The sequence below is a fragment of the Intestinimonas sp. HCP28S3_D6 genome (genome assembly GCF_052065695.1).
GTDB lineage: Bacteria > Bacillota > Clostridia > Oscillospirales > Oscillospiraceae > Intestinimonas.
This window is the reverse complement of sequence record NZ_JBQHTM010000023.1, coordinates 15,003-29,122: the sequence shown is the minus strand read 5'-3', so window position 1 is coordinate 29,122 and position 14,120 is coordinate 15,003. Positions and strand designations below refer to the sequence as shown.

Below are 14,120 nucleotides of genomic sequence, written 5' to 3'. Positions count from 1 at the left end.
AGCCACTCAACCCACACGGGAGCCCCTTTTTCTTTGGATTCCAAAAACCGTTCTTTTTCCAGCAGGGAAAAAGAAACGGGTTTTGACCGTCCTCCTGAGAAACACTCAGCGCAACCCCATCCGCCCCAGTGTACGCACTAGGGCACCTTCCCCCTGGGAGGGGGAAGGTTTGATCAAGCCGCCCCTGCGGCATTCCAGCGGAGGAGGAGCTCACTTCCCCCACACCAGAGTGATGGCCTTGTGGAGGTTTTCGATTTTGGCCACCTGCGGGTTGCCGCCGTACTCGCCGTCCAGGGTCCAGGGCAGGGCCTCGGCGGCGGTGACCTTCAGCTTGCCGGTGTGGAAGGCCACCACCTGGCGGCTCTCCTCGTGGTTCTGGCGCACCAGGCTCACCAGAGCGTCCTGGAGATCAGCCACGTTCCGGGGCTGTCGGACCAGCACCACCTCAAAGACCCCGTCGTCCAGGGAGACCTGGTTGGCCGGAAAGACCTGAAAGCCCCCCACCGAGTTGGTGTTGGTAATCATGCCGTAGATGAAGTCCCCCTCCAGAGTGCCGCCGTCGTGCTCCACCGTCAGATGGTAGCCCCGGCCCAAATCCCCCAGCTTGGTGGCCCCCTCCAGCAGGTAGGCCAGGTGTCCGAAGGCGTTTTTGAACTCCTGGGGCGTGCCATAGCTCACGTCGGTAAAGACGCCGAAGGCGGCCACATAGACGAAGTTCCGGTCGTTGAAGCGGCCCATGTCGCACTGTCGGGGCGTCCCCTCCACCGCCGTGGCCGCCGCCTTCTCCACCCCACGGGGCAGGCCCAGATTCTTGGAGAAGTCGTTGGTGGTGCCGGCTGGGATGTAGCCCAGCACCGGCGGCGCGTCCAGGGTGAGCAGCCCCGACACCGTCTCGCTGAGGGTGCCGTCCCCGCCGCAGCAGACCACCCGGTCGTACCACCAGCCCTGCCGGGCGGCCACGTGGGTGGCGTCCTCCTTGCCCTGGGTGGGCCACACCGTCACCAGATAGCCCGCCTTGGTGAAGGTGTCCACCACGTTGGCCAGATGGGGCTTGATGATCCCCTTGCCCGCCTGGGGGTTATAAATGAAGAGCAGTCGTTTCATGTCCCTTTCCTCCGCAGGATTTGATCTTCCCTTAGATTACAATCATGCACATTGCAAAATTGCGCAGCGGTTTATTCAATAGACATTATGATACAAGCCCTCCCCAAAAGGCAAGTCTAATTTTGTGAACAAAACTCTTGGAATACACTTGCATTTTTATGCACACAAGTCTAAACTACTGTTCTGACAGTGTATGACACAAGGGAGTGTTTTTCATGTACCGCCGTGCCTTCCGTGCCGCTTTTCCGGCCACCGTTCCGGTGCTCATGGGCTATCTGGCCATCGGCATGGCCTTTGGGCTCATGCTCCAGGCCATCGGATACAATTTCATCTGGGCCTTCTTCATGTCCGTCACCATCTATGCCGGCTCCGGGCAGTACCTGGGGGTGGAGCTGCTGGGTACCGCCGCCACTCTGGGCAGCGTGGCCCTCTTGACCTTCATCATCAACTTCCGCCATCTGGTCTACGGCCTGAGCCTGCTGGAGAAGTTCAAGGGCATGGGCATCCGGAAGCTCTACATGATCTTCTCCCTCACCGACGAGACCTACGCCCTCCTCTCCTCGGCCCGGGTGCCGGAGCGGGTAGACCCCCACACCTACTATTTTGCCATCGCCGTGCTGGACCACTGCTACTGGATCGCCGGGTCGGTGATCGGCAGCGTGGCGGGCGCCCTGTTGGGCTTTGACACCACCGGCATCGACTTCGCCATGACCGCCCTCTTCATCGTCATCGCCGTGGACCAGTGGAACGCCTACCGCGAACACCTGCCCGCCCTGCTGGGCTTCGGGGTCACCGTGGTCTCCCTGATCCTGCTGGGGCCCGACGCCATGCTCATCCCCGCCCTGTGCGCCATCGTGGTCATCCTGCTTCTCCTCCGGGTCCGGCTGGACGCCCGGGAGGAGAACGTCCAAAAGGAGGAAGTCTGACATGCCTCTCACCACCGGTCAAGCCATCGCCGCCATCGCCGTCATGTCGGTGGTCACCTTTCTCACCCGGGCCCTGCCCTTCCTCCTTTTTGACCGGGGCGGCACACCCCCAAAAGTGGTCCTCTACCTGGGCCGGGTCCTGCCCCCCGCCGTCATCGCCATGCTCATCATCTACTGCCTGCGCAATATCAGCTTCGGCTGGGGCACCGACCTGGCCGCCTTCGCAGGCTGGGCGCCCCAGCTCATCTCCGCCGCCGTGGTGGTGGCCCTCCACCTCTGGAAGCACAACAACCTCCTGAGCATCTTCGGCGGCACCATCCTCTATATGGTGCTGGTCCAGGCCGTCTTTTGATTCTTTTTCTTGATTCTTTTTCTTGTAAGAAAAAGAACCAAAAAGAACTTTGGTAGCGCTCCGGACCCGGTTGCAGACGGCAAGGCTGCGCCCGGTGACGATGGGTCAATCAAATGGGAAACGCAAAGCGGGCGCTGCCGACAGCAGCGCCCGCTCGATTTTTTAGAAAAGGGAAAGTCGCCTGCTGACCCACGCCGCAGTCCTCGCCTACATAGCGATGAACGCCGCACGCGCCGCAGCAACGGCAATATCAGGCAGCGGCGCCACGTTCCGACGCCCACCCACGCAGGCGGCGAAAAAATGTCGGATAGGACCACAGCTTTTCCCTGTTCCACCGGCGGAGTCTCCTGTGGACGGTGCTGGTCCTCTACGGGGGCGTAAAGATGGGCCGCCGGATTCCTATTTGGAGCCACTCAACCCGCTCGGGAGCCCCTTTTTCTTTGGATTCCAAAAACCGTTCTTTTTCCAGCAGGGAAAAAGAAACGGGTTTTGAACGTTCCTTGAGGAACCACTCAGCGCACCCTCATCCGGCGGCTTACGCCGCCACCACGGGTTAAGGAAGAAGTCATTTCTTCTGACTGTCCACCGGACAGTCAGACCCCCCAGGGGAAGGCTCACGGACAAAGGCCGCCCCCTTATCCCTTATATTCCAGCAGCACAGCCCCCAGAGCCCGTGCGAACATCCGTGCAGCGGCGAGGGCCTCCTGGAGGGTATTGCCGTGACTGCCCACCTCTACCAGCATGGCGCCGGGGGCGGTCTGCTGGTTGTAGCGGTTTTCCCGCAGACCGATGGGCCGGGCCAGGGTGGGCCAGAGGGTGTTCATCTCCTTCTGGACCTGCACCGCCAGGGCCAGATTTTCCAGCCAGTTGGGGTGGTCGTAGAGGGCGTTGGAGCCCATGACCAGCATGACCTGGGCGCACTTCTCCCCGTTGATGGTGGTGATGGGCTTGTAGACGGTGCCGTCGGAGCCGATGAGGGCATCCCGGTGGACGTCCAGCACCACCTGAATGGTGGGGTACTGCGCCAGCCAGTTTTCCACCGCCGCCAGGGAGCGGTCATAGGCGCCGTTGTACTCCGGGTAGTCGTAGAGGGCGGTGTCGTGGACCACGGTGAGTCCCATCTCGGTGAGCACCTTGGCGATCTCGTCCCCCACCCGGACCACGCTTTTCTCCGTGTCGGTGGTACGGCACTCCCCGGTGGCCACGTAGGTGTCGGTGCCGTCGGGGGTATAGGCCTCACTGCCGTGGGTATGGACGATGAGGACCTGGGGGCCCTCCTCCGGCAGGGTCAACGTGAGCTGGGCCTGGGCCAGGGCGGCCACGTCCAGGTCCAGCCCCGGCCGGTTCTCGATGTACACCCCCTGGGCACTGTCATAGCCGGCGCCGCTGGTGGGAAGCAGGGTCTTGCCCACGATGTCCTCCGGGGCGGCGGTGACCTCGGGCAGCTCCTCCGGGTCCTCCGGGTCGTCGGGCTCGCCGGTGGGCTGGGGGGACTCCTGCACCTCCTCCGCAGTCTCCCCCTTGCCCACACCGGCAGAGAGGGTGGGGGACTGACCCAGCACCAGCTTCTGCCAGCCGGTAAGGCCAGTCTCCTCCTCCGGCAGGTTGCCCAGCTCAGCCCGCAGCGCCGCCGACACAAAGGCCGGGCTCTCCGCCAGGGTGCGGAAGGTCTCCGCCGCCGCCCCCATGTCCGCCGTCAGCGACAGCACCCACACCGTTACCGTGGTCAAAAAGAGGGCCACCCCTCTCCGCAGCATCCTCGTCCACCGGCCTTGTCCCTTTTTCATGGCGCTCCCCGTCCTTTCTTTCGTTTCTTGGAGAGTCTATGCGCCTTGGGTATCCGCTATGTCCCCCGAAAAACGACGGGAAATCCTTTGAGATTCTCCCCGCCCTGTGATATACTGGATGGACACTTCAGATAAAGGCAGGTAGGGCTATGCGGGCGATGTGGGACTCCTCGGGGGTGCGTTTTATACGGGAAATGGTCACGGTGTACTTTGACCGACGGGTCTCCCGCTCGGCGGCGGAGCTGGCCTATTTCCTCATCCTCAGCTTCTTCCCCGTCCTCATCTGCATCAACGCCTTTGTGGGTCTGCTGCGGCTGGACGTCAACCTGGTACTGGAGGCGGCGGACGGCTTCCTCCCCCAGGAGATCCTCCCCATCCTGGGGGAGTACATCCGGTATATCTCCATCAACCAGTCCAACACCATGTTCTTCGCCGGCCTCACCATGGTCCTCTTCTCGGCCTCGGCGGCCTTCCGGGCCCTCATGAACATCATGGCCGACATCTATGAGCGACCCACTTACCGGGGGGTGGGCCAGATCGTGGCCAGCGTCCTCTTCTCCCTCCTCTTCCTGGTGACCATCTACCTCTCCATGGTGGTTCTCCTCACCGGAAACTGGTTTCTCCACCTGGTGGAGGGCCGCTTCGTCTGGATCGCCCGGGTGGTGGGGGACTGGCAGTCCCTGCGCTTCCTCATCCTCTTCTGCCTGGTCCTCCTCTTCGTGCTGCTGGCCTACCGCCTGGCCGCCCCCAAAGGCCACCCCCGGCCTCCCATTCTCACCGGCGGCATCCTGGCCTCGGTGTCCCTGGTGGCCGCCTCCATGCTTTTCTCCTGGTTCATCGGCCTCTCCTCCCGGTACTCCCTGGTCTACGGGTCCCTGGCCTCCGTCATCATCCTGCTGGTGTGGCTCTACCTGTGCGGCAACATCTTCATCCTGGGCAACGTCTTTAACTACGTCTGGTACAAGCGCCGGAAAAACTGAGAGACCGCCCCTCTCCCGAACCCAAAAGGTCGTGGGAGGGACGGTCCTTTTTTTCGGCCCGTCCGCGCTAAAAGTCCGTTTTATTGTACTTTATATTTGCTATCCTTGGGGTACAACAAAGGAGCGGAAAGGAGCGCTGAAAGATGGAATACAGCATGCGTTGGGTGAGAGGACACATCGAAGTCTATGACGGGGCCGGGCGGTTCCTCTTTTCGGCGGACAGCGAGTGGGAGGCCGAACGGGAGCTGGAATCCTCCGCAGCGTAAAAACGGCAAAAAGGGGTCCTCCTTCTCTTCACGGCGCTCACCGTGGAGCGGGGGAGGTCCCTTTTTGATGCCGGGCGGGGCAGCCCCAAAACGCACCCTCTTCTGTGGCGAACATGCACCAACATCCCCCTTCCCGTATAGAATGGGGGCAGCACAGGGAGAAGGACGGTGACCGGGAGATGGAGGAAGACATCCTGGCGGGGGAGGCGCGGACGCTGGACGACTCCCTGGGCTACATACTGGCGGTGATCGGGTCGGTGCTGCTCTCCTACAAGGCCACGGCCCTCCAGCGGGATGGGGTGTGCCTGGCCCTGGCCGGAGACGAGGCCGGGGCGCAGGATGCCCAGGCGCGGGTCCGGCGGGTCCGGCTGCTCTCTGGGGCGGTCCTCATCGGGGCACTGGGGTATTTCCTCTGCCTGGCCCTCCGGGCGGTGGACCAGACCAGGGGCGACCCCGCGGCGGCGTCCTCCGCCCGGACCAATCTGACGGCCTCGGTGCTGGTGCTGCTGGCGGCCCTGCTGCGGTTCCTGGACCAGAAGGGGCAGACCGCCGCCTGACACCGCATCGGGAGGGATACCATGACAGATCTGGAGCTTTTGGCCCGCATCATCCAGTGTGAGGCCGGGGGCGAGGGGGAGCAGGGCATGAAGGGGGTGGCCTGCGTGGTGATGAACCGGGTCCAGGTGGACTATGGGGAGTACGGCCGGCTGGAGCCCACCATCCGGGCGGTGATCTACCAGCCGGGGCAGTTCGACTGCGCCCGGGAGTCCATCGGCGGCCGGTACAACGCCCAGAACATCTACAACATGTCCGTGGAGCCCATCCACTACGAGATCGCCGAGTGGGCCATCGCGGGGAACCGGCTGACCAACCTGGGCTTTGCCCTGTGGTACTTCAACCCCTTCAGCCCCACCTGCCGGCAGAACTTCCCCTCCAGGGTGGGGGAATTCGTGGTGCGCATCGGCAACCACTGCTTCTACAACCCCACCCCCGCCTACGCCGACACCTAGAAGGAGGAGCGCTATGAGTCAATTTTATCCCAACGCCGTCCGCAGCATCGCCATGGACCAGGCCCAGGGCTCCGGGGGACTGGTGACCCCGCCGGAGGAGAACTTCAATACCGACACCATGCGGGGCTCCCTCCAGCAGATTTTGTCCGACAACCTGGGGGCCTATGTCTCCTGCGAGTTCCTGGTGGGGCTCCAGGCCATGATTAAAAAGGAGGGGATCCTCTACTCCGTGGGCCGGAGCTACCTCACCCTCTACGAGGAGACCACCCAGACCTTCATGGTCTGCGACATCTTCTCCCTCAAGTTCATCACCTTCTACCTGCCCGGACAGCGGCCCGGCCAGCCGGGGACCTCCACGGTGCCCACGGTGACCATCCCCGGGGTGGGGGAGGTGCCCGCCGGCAATTACGGCCTGGGCACCGGCAACATCTCCTGGAACCCGGGCCGGGGGGGCTGACTCAGTCCCCCTCTGCCCAGCGGCAGAAGCCTTCCCACAGCTCCATGGCCTTGAATTTGATGACATAGCCCTCGTTCTCCCCGGTAAGGAGGGCGGCCTCCTCCTGGCCCAGAGCGGCCAGGACGGGCTGGGCCTCGGTGGCGGAGCTCTGGCACAGGGGCGGAAAGACCACGCACCACCAGTTCCGCCCGGCCCCCTCGCCCAGCACTACCCGCAGGGCGGTGTACTGGCCCTGAGGGAGGGCAAAGCCGTCATAGGTCTTGGTGGGGAACCACACATCGTCCTCCAGGGAGGCGGAGACCGGGCAGTCCGCCCCTGCGGCCGCCACCGCCTCCTCCGCCGCCGTCTCCAGCTCGGGCAAGGCCCGGCGGAGGAGGTCCACCGCCTCTTCAGCGCTCCGGGCCCCGGCGCAGGCCTCTGCCGCCGCCTCCAGCACCCGGTCCCGGACCTGGAGCTTTAACGCCTGGTCGGCGACGGAGTCCGAGTTGGCGATGACGTGGAGCCGCACCACCTGCTCGGCCAGGGCGGCCTGCTCCCGGTCCAGCCACAGCCCTGCCAGCAGGGCGATGGCCAGCCCCGCCATCAGCGCCGCCTCCCAGCGGCGCAGCCGCCGCCCATTGTCCTTCCAAACCTTTTTCCGTACAAGCTCCATATCCGGGCCCTCCCTTGTCTCAGCTGCCTCTATTGTGCCCACCGCCGCCCCGGTCCAGACGGGAGGGCGGCAGTTTTTTCCACCCCTTTTTAACCAAATTTTTATCTTTCCTTGCCCTTTTCTTTTAAAATAGCGTGGTATCCTTGGGATACAGACAGGAAAGGAGGATGCACATGTTCACTCTGTTTGCCCTGACGCTGGTCTGCCTGGCCGGCGTGGCCGCCATCAGCGTGGTGGCCGCCCTGGTCCTCACCCTCATCGGCCTGCCCCTGGCCATTCTCTTCGGCCTGCTGCCCTGGCTGCTGCGGCTGGCCGGCATCGTGCTGCTGGTGAAGGGCCTGCTGGACCGCCCCTTCCAGCCGGAGAACCTGCTCCCCGCCGTGGGCGCCTTTGCCGCCAGCTGGCTGCTGGGCTGGCTGTTCTGAGCCGGTTTTGTGATGTTTTTCTTACGTTTTCCCCCGGCCGTTGACTTTTCCCGCCCCAAGCGGCTATAATCATAGCCAAACGGACCGTGAGGAGGGGAGCGGCATGGACATCCATATTCTGGTGGTGGACGACGAGCCGGAGATCGCCGACCTGGTGGGGGTGTATCTGCGCAGCGAGGGCTTCACCGTCTACACCTGCGGCACTGCCGGGGAGGCCCTGGACACCCTGGCCCATCAGAGCGTGGATCTGGCCATCCTGGACGTGATGCTGCCCGACAAGTCGGGCTTCGAGCTGTGCGGGGAGCTGCGGCGGGAGCACCGCTTCCCGGTGCTCATGCTCACGGCCAAGAGCTCCGACATGGACAAAATCACCGGCCTCACCATCGGCGCCGACGACTACATCACCAAGCCCTTCAACCCCTTGGAGCTGGTGGCCCGGGTGAAGGCCCAGCTGCGGCGGTACACCCGCTACAACAGCACCCAGGAAAAGGCCCCGGGCAGCGAGGTCATCGACTTCAACGGCCTGGTCATCGACCGGGGCACCCACCAGTGCACCTTATACGATAAGGAATTGAACCTCACTCCCATCGAATTCGACATCCTGTGGATGCTCTGCTCCAACCGGGGACAGGTCATCTCCGCCGAGCGCCTCTTCGAGTCGGTGTGGGGGGAGAAGTACCTGGACCGGAACAACACCGTCATGGTCCACATCCGACGGCTGCGGGAGAAGATGGGGGAGCCCAGCCGGGACCCGCGGTTCATCAAGACCGTCTGGGGCGTGGGCTACAAGGTGGATTGACTGCCCCACAACAGCAAAGAAAATTTTTGAGAAAAATTTGATATTTCAGTTGACAACCGGCGTGACATCGGGTATACTATCTCTTGCCCTGTTCGTGAGGGCTGATATGGCGGCATAGCTCAGTTGGCTAGAGCACTCGGTTCATACCCGAGTTGTCCCCGGTTCAAATCCAGGTGCCGCTACCATGCAGCGTATGCTGCACCGCATGGCGCGTTGGTCAAGCGGCTAAGACACCGCCCTTTCACGGCGGTAACACGGGTTCGATTCCCGTACGCGTCACCAACGTCTCCCATATGGAGGCATAGCTCAGCTGGTAGAGCGCTCGCCTCACACGCGAGAGGTCACAGATTCGAGTTCTGTTGTCTCCACCATGAAGAAAGACACGACTTACGTCGTGTCTTTCTTTTTTCCTTCCGATACCAAAACGGCCCGATCCCATAGAGGGATCGGGCCGTTTTTTGTCTCAGGGGAAGGTATAGCCGTAGGCCGCGGCCACGCCCAGGGGCACCTCCATGCGGCAGGTCACCTGGGGGTCCACCATCTGGCAGATCCGTACGTCCCCCGCCACGCTCAGCAGCATGCCGGCCTCGTGCTCCTCCATGCCCACCTGATGGATGAGGACCTCCCGCATGCGCAGGGTGGCGTCGGAGGCAGCGGTCTCCAGGGTGTCCGCGGAGGAGATGGTCATGAAGGCCCCCTCCGTGGTGAGGAAGGGGGTGGGCAGGGGGCAGTCGTGGAGCACCGTCACCCGAACGGTGACCCGCCCGGCGATCTCCACGCCGCACACCACCACCTCGCCGTCCCCCATGACGGCGTGGAGGTCCCCCATGGCCAGCAGGGCCCCCTCCACCGCCACCGGCAGGTAGAGCGTAGCCCCGGAGCCGATGCGCTTGCAGTCCATGTTCCCGCCGTGGGAGCCGGGGGTGCCCGTGGGGACGGCCCCCGCCGCCGGAGCGGTGCCGATGACGCCGATCATGGGCCGGACGGGGAAGGAGAGCTTGTCGTTAAAGACCACCCGGCCGTCCCGGACGGGGATGAGCTTGGTGGATTCCTCGGTGAGGGCGGCCCCGATGACCCCCTCGTTGGGGGCGTCGGTCATGACCCCGTGGTCGGCCAGGGCGATGTCCAGGATCTCCACCTTTAATACGTCGCCGGGCTGTGCCCCCTCCACATAGAGGGGCCCCGTGGCCGGGTTGATGTTGTCCCAGTCCAAGCCGCCCAGCCGCCGCTCCAGGCTGGTGATCTGCCCGCCGAAGCAGTCGATGGTCTCAAAGCACACCGTGGCCCCGCTCTCCGCCCGGGCGGCGGGGGGATTGTCCGGGGACATGGCATAGATGACGGTTTTACTGCGGATCTCCATACGCGAAAAACCTCCTTGTCTGTATCCGCCCCCGCCGCTGCCCGGCGGGACGGTCTCTTTGGTTGCTCTCATTGTAGTCAATGCCATTGGGGGTGTCAAGGCCGCCGGGCGGAGCGAAAAGGCCCGGGACAGCGCTGCTGTCCCGGGCCTTTTTCCAGGATAAGAGACGGTATTACTCCGCGGCGGCGGTGAGCAGGGCGCTGGCGCGGACCATCAGGGTGGCCAGCTCGGCGCGGGAGGCGTTGCCCTGGGGATTCAGGGCGCCGGTGTCGCTGCCGGTGAGCAGGCCGCTCTCCACAGCCCAGGCCACGGCGTCGGCGGCCCAGCTGCTCACAGAAGCGCCGTCGGGGTAGGCGGCCAGGTCGCCTTCGGCGGCGGGGCTGCCGGCGTAGCGCCACAGCATGGTGACCAGCTGCTCGCGGGTCAGGGTGCCCTCCATGTTGGTGCCGTCGGACACGCCATTTTCCACGGCCCAGGCCTGGCCGTCGGCATACCAGACGTCGCTGGCGGTGGTGTCAGTGCCGGCGCAGCGGGCCAGGATGGTGACCAGCATGCCGCGGCTGGTGTCCATGGCGGGGGCGAAGGTGGTGGCGCTGGTGCCGTTCATGAGGCCCATCTCGGTGACGGAGGCCACGGCGTCGGCGTACCAGGCGTCGGCGGCCACGTCGGTGAAGCCGGTGGTCTCGGTGGGAGCGGTGGCCTCGCCGTCCATGACACTCACGAAGGCGGCGTTGGAGACGAAGTTGAACTCGTCACGCTGGTGGACCTTGTTGGTGAGGGTGTTGGCGAAGAGGACCACGTCCAGACCGGCGCCCTCATAGGAGATGGCCTGGATGGAGTTATCCAGGAAGTCGGCGTAGTGCTCGCCGTTGGAGGGGAGGAAGCCCTCCATGAGCTCCTTGGAGCCGTCCAGCTGCACCAGCACCTGAGCGCCCTCGGGGATGGCGGCGAAGTAGCCGGCGCCGTAGCCGTAGAGGATGTCGTCACCCTCGGAGACATAGCTGGCGGTGATGAGGCTGTCGGTGGGATAGGTCACGTAGGCCAGGGCGTCCATGGCGTTGTCGCTGACGGTCTCCCGGACCAGGGCGCCGTCGGCGAAGAGGTCGGTGGCGGAGCTCACAGCGGAGGAGCCGTAGCCGATGTAGGGGGTGCCGCTCTTGACGGCGGCCAGGGCCTGGTCGTCCAGGGCAGCGGCGCCGATGATGATGTCGGCCTTGGAGGCGTCGTCGGTGACGGTGAAGCCCAGCATCTCCATCGCCTGGCGATCATAGTTGTAGGCATAGGCGCCGCTGACCAGGGTGGTCTTGACGAAGCCGGTGTCGTTGTCGGCAGGCTTGCCGGAGATGTAGACCACGGGGGCCTTGGTGAGGGCCTGGGCGGCGGGGGCCTCCTCCACGCCGATGCCGGAGATCAGGTAGTCGTCGGCCACGCTCTGCCAGTCGGCGTAGGAGCACAGGAAGCTGCCCTTGTACTCACCCTCGGTGATGAGGGAGACGGCCTTGCCGGCCTTCAGCAGGGCGTTGACGGCGGCGGTGGAGTCCTCGGAGGAATTCATCAGCACCACCTGGGCGTTCTCCACGCCGGTGAAGGAGGAGGTGAGGGCGGCCACATAGGCCAGGGTGTCCTCGTAGTCCATGGCGTCGCCGCAGGCGGCGGCGATGGTCTCATAGGCGGCGGGCTCGGCGCACACCACCATGTCAAAGCCGCGGGTCTTGTCGAAGGCGGTGATGCCCTCGGAGTAGAGAACGGGCCACTCGGTGATGACGGTGCCGTCATAGAGGACGCCGTTGGCCACGCTGCGCTTGGCCTGGTACATGGAGACGATCAGGGTGCCGGCGGGATACTCCACGCCGTCATAGGTGAAGGCCTTCTCGGTGAGGTTGACCTTCACGCCGTTGCGGGCCAGGTACACCATCATATCGGCGGCGTCCTGCAGGTTGGACTGGTTGGCGCCGTCCATGGGGATGATGTAGCACTCGGGGTAGAAGTTGCCGTTCTGGCCCTCGCCGTCGTACTCGGGACGGAAGAGGTCGGACTCGGCGCCCTCCACGTCGTACTGGTCGCAGAACCACTGGCCCACCAGGTCGTAGGCGTCGGAGTTGGCGTTGGTCACGCCCCGCTCGAAGATCTTGGTCTGGGCCAGGAGGTAGCTCTCCTTGTTGGCGGCGATGTAGTTGGACTGGCCCAGCTGGCCGTAGGCCACGCCCTGCACCATGAACTCGTCATAGGCGGGGACCTCCACCGTGTAGGACACGGTGCCGTGGAGCATGGCGTACTGGGGAGTGTAGCTGGTGGACATGTCGTCCCAGGGGTCCAGCCACTGGGTCTGATTCTCACCGTCGGCGGTCTTCTCACCGGTGTAGGTGAGGTAGTCCCGCTGGGGGATCACATAGCTGTTGTGGCCGTCGTTGTTGGCCACGGCGGCAATGCCCAGCGCCTCGCCGCCGGCCATCAGGTGCTCGGCCAGCAGGTCGTACTCAAAGTTGGGCTCGTGGGGGGGATCGCAGGGCTCGCACTGGAAGGCGGAGACACGGCCGTGGAACTCGGTGAAGCTCACGGGGTTCCACTCGGCGATGAGCCGGGTCATGTTCTGGGTCTCGGCCTGGGTCTGGAAGGAGTTGTCCCGGTTCAGATCGAAGCCGCCGGAGGAGGTACGGGTCACATAGGTGCGGCCCTCCACGTTCTCCTCGGGCACGATGATGAAGAACACGTCGTTGAGGAGCTCGTCCACATCCACGGTCTCGGTCTCAATGGTGTAGTACTTCTCCAGGTCCACCACGGTGGAGTTGGTGGCGGTGGTGCCGTCGGCGTTCTGGCCCTTGATGTAGCCCAGGTAGGTGGCGGTGTCAGCCACCAGGTCGGGCACGGCAACCGAGCCCTCCTTGCCCACGGGGCCCATCTGGGCGGCCAGCTCGGCCTCGCCCTCGGCGGTGAAGCCGGTGAGCTTGTCGTAGTCCACGGTGCCGGTCTCAGAGGCGGCGGTCTCCACCAGCATCCAGGCGAAGGTCAGCACGCCGTCGGCGGCGGCCACCTCATTGGCGTGGACGTTGGAGTAGAGGACGGGGACCTGGTAGTCGCCCAGGGTGCCGTTCTCGATCTTCTCGATGAGTCCGGAGGGGTCGCTCTCGGCCTCGGCCTTGATGCTCTGCCACTTGTCCAGGACGCTCTTGTCCTTGGCCACGATCAGGTAGGGCATGTCCAGGCTCTCCATGCCGTTGTCGCCCTGGCTGGAGCCCATGGAGAAGCGCTCCACATAGAGGTCGGTGTTGTCGGCGGCATAGTCCACGATCTCGTCGATCTGGCTGTACAGCTCGGCCATGGTGTGGAAGCTGTCATAGGGGGTGACCTTGATGCCCTCCACGGAGCCCAGCACGGTGCCGTCGGCACCGGTGGCGGTCAGATCGAACCAGCCGCACACGTCCAGGTAGTAGCCACCGTTGACGTGGGGGGCGCTGAGGTCCTCACCGAAGTAGCCGGTGTTGGAGAAGGTGACGGTCAGGCAGACCTGATCGTCCACAGTCTCAGCGGCGGTCACAATGTCGGAGAAGAAGGGGGTCTCCCCATCCTTGCACATCCAGGTATCCAGAGCGCCGCCCTGGGACTGGTTGGGGTAAAGGGTCTCATCCACATAGGTCTGGGTCTCGTCGCGGTCCAGAGACCAGACCACCGTCTCGGCGGCGGCCTGAGCCTCCTCCAGGGTCATATCCACCGGGATGCTGGCCTTGAAGGTCCGCTTGTTGGTCAGAGAGATCATGTTCTCTCCATTGTCGCCCGCGGTGTTCTCAAATGAGGCCGCGGGGGCTGCGGTGCTCTCTGCGGCGGACGCGGGGAACACGCACAGAGACAGCAGGAGGGCCAGCGCCGTCACCAGTGACAGCAGCCGCCCAAGGGACAGTTGTTTCTTCATGCTCATCACCATTCTCTTTCCTTTGAATACCGTATGAATAATATTCACATACTTGGAATATTATTTATGAATGATACCACCAAGTTCCGGGGGCG

Annotated in this window: 14 protein-coding genes and 3 tRNA genes; 12 read left to right on the top strand and 5 right to left on the bottom strand. The window is 64.0% G+C overall.

Going from position 1 to position 14,120, the window contains the following annotated elements; all coding sequences use genetic code 11:
• Positions 1-210: 210 nt before the first annotated feature.
• Positions 211-1,104: a diacylglycerol/lipid kinase family protein gene (locus ACTNBK_RS09265; protein WP_441145484.1), complete on the bottom strand. Its 894-nt coding sequence runs from the start codon at positions 1,102-1,104 to the stop codon at positions 211-213.
• A gap of 215 nt (positions 1,105-1,319) precedes the next feature.
• Here ACTNBK_RS09265 and ACTNBK_RS09260 point away from each other — a divergent pair, with 215 nt between their 5' ends.
• Both ACTNBK_RS09260 and ACTNBK_RS09255 read left to right on the top strand, forming a co-directional pair.
• A complete protein-coding gene (locus ACTNBK_RS09260) occupies positions 1,320-2,030 on the top strand; it encodes an AzlC family ABC transporter permease (protein WP_441145482.1) in 711 nt (236 codons plus the stop codon).
• A gap of 1 nt (position 2,031) precedes the next feature.
• A complete protein-coding gene (locus ACTNBK_RS09255; RefSeq protein WP_130848718.1) occupies positions 2,032-2,382 on the top strand; it encodes a branched-chain amino acid transporter permease in 351 nt (116 codons plus the stop codon).
• Between the two features lie 635 nt (positions 2,383-3,017).
• On the opposite strand, the gene spoIIP is transcribed toward ACTNBK_RS09255, so the two are convergent.
• On the bottom strand, positions 3,018-4,169 hold the full coding sequence (gene spoIIP / locus ACTNBK_RS09250) for a stage II sporulation protein P (RefSeq protein WP_441145479.1): 1,152 nt from the start codon (positions 4,167-4,169) through the stop codon (positions 3,018-3,020).
• Between the two features lie 149 nt (positions 4,170-4,318).
• Here spoIIP and ACTNBK_RS09245 point away from each other — a divergent pair, with 149 nt between their 5' ends.
• From ACTNBK_RS09245 to ACTNBK_RS09225, 5 genes are all read left to right on the top strand, one after another.
• A complete protein-coding gene (locus ACTNBK_RS09245; RefSeq protein WP_441145477.1) occupies positions 4,319-5,149 on the top strand; it encodes a YihY/virulence factor BrkB family protein in 831 nt (276 codons plus the stop codon).
• Between the two features lie 143 nt (positions 5,150-5,292).
• Positions 5,293-5,415 carry a hypothetical protein gene (locus ACTNBK_RS09240; RefSeq protein ID WP_278045144.1) on the top strand — a complete coding sequence of 41 codons (123 nt, stop codon included), beginning with the start codon at positions 5,293-5,295 and terminating at the stop codon, positions 5,413-5,415.
• A gap of 179 nt (positions 5,416-5,594) precedes the next feature.
• Complete coding sequence (locus tag ACTNBK_RS09235; protein ID WP_441145475.1) at positions 5,595-5,972, top strand: hypothetical protein; 378 nt, start codon at positions 5,595-5,597, stop codon at positions 5,970-5,972.
• Positions 5,973-5,993: 21 nt separating this feature from the next.
• Complete coding sequence (locus ACTNBK_RS09230; protein ID WP_294515803.1) at positions 5,994-6,425, top strand: cell wall hydrolase; 432 nt, start codon at positions 5,994-5,996, stop codon at positions 6,423-6,425.
• Positions 6,426-6,438: 13 nt separating this feature from the next.
• Positions 6,439-6,882: a hypothetical protein gene (locus ACTNBK_RS09225; RefSeq protein WP_441145473.1), complete on the top strand. Its 444-nt coding sequence runs from the start codon at positions 6,439-6,441 to the stop codon at positions 6,880-6,882.
• Position 6,883: 1 nt separating this feature from the next.
• On the opposite strand, the gene spoIIR is transcribed toward ACTNBK_RS09225, so the two are convergent.
• On the bottom strand, positions 6,884-7,534 hold the full coding sequence (spoIIR, locus tag ACTNBK_RS09220) for a stage II sporulation protein R (protein WP_441145471.1): 651 nt from the start codon (positions 7,532-7,534) through the stop codon (positions 6,884-6,886).
• Positions 7,535-7,707: 173 nt separating this feature from the next.
• Here spoIIR and ACTNBK_RS09215 point away from each other — a divergent pair, with 173 nt between their 5' ends.
• The 5 genes from ACTNBK_RS09215 (at position 7,708) to ACTNBK_RS09195 (ending at position 9,129) form a co-directional block, all read left to right on the top strand.
• Positions 7,708-7,959 carry a phage-shock protein gene (locus tag ACTNBK_RS09215; protein WP_441145469.1) on the top strand — a complete coding sequence of 84 codons (252 nt, stop codon included), beginning with the start codon at positions 7,708-7,710 and terminating at the stop codon, positions 7,957-7,959.
• A gap of 103 nt (positions 7,960-8,062) precedes the next feature.
• Complete coding sequence (vanR, locus tag ACTNBK_RS09210; protein ID WP_441145467.1) at positions 8,063-8,758, top strand: VanR-ABDEGLN family response regulator transcription factor; 696 nt, start codon at positions 8,063-8,065, stop codon at positions 8,756-8,758.
• Between the two features lie 108 nt (positions 8,759-8,866).
• Positions 8,867-8,943 (top strand) — tRNA-Met (locus ACTNBK_RS09205).
• A 22-nt stretch (positions 8,944-8,965) separates the two neighbouring features.
• Positions 8,966-9,040: transfer RNA gene (locus ACTNBK_RS09200), tRNA-Glu, on the top strand.
• A 13-nt stretch (positions 9,041-9,053) separates the two neighbouring features.
• Positions 9,054-9,129: transfer RNA gene (locus ACTNBK_RS09195), tRNA-Val, on the top strand.
• A 92-nt stretch (positions 9,130-9,221) separates the two neighbouring features.
• On the opposite strand, the gene ACTNBK_RS09190 is transcribed toward ACTNBK_RS09195, so the two are convergent.
• Together ACTNBK_RS09190 and ACTNBK_RS09185 are read right to left on the bottom strand one after the other, a co-directional pair.
• A complete protein-coding gene (locus ACTNBK_RS09190; RefSeq protein WP_441145465.1) occupies positions 9,222-10,118 on the bottom strand; it encodes an acetamidase/formamidase family protein in 897 nt (298 codons plus the stop codon).
• Between the two features lie 172 nt (positions 10,119-10,290).
• Positions 10,291-14,025: a M14 family metallopeptidase gene (locus tag ACTNBK_RS09185; protein WP_441145463.1), complete on the bottom strand. Its 3,735-nt coding sequence runs from the start codon at positions 14,023-14,025 to the stop codon at positions 10,291-10,293.
• Positions 14,026-14,120: the final 95 nt, after the last annotated feature.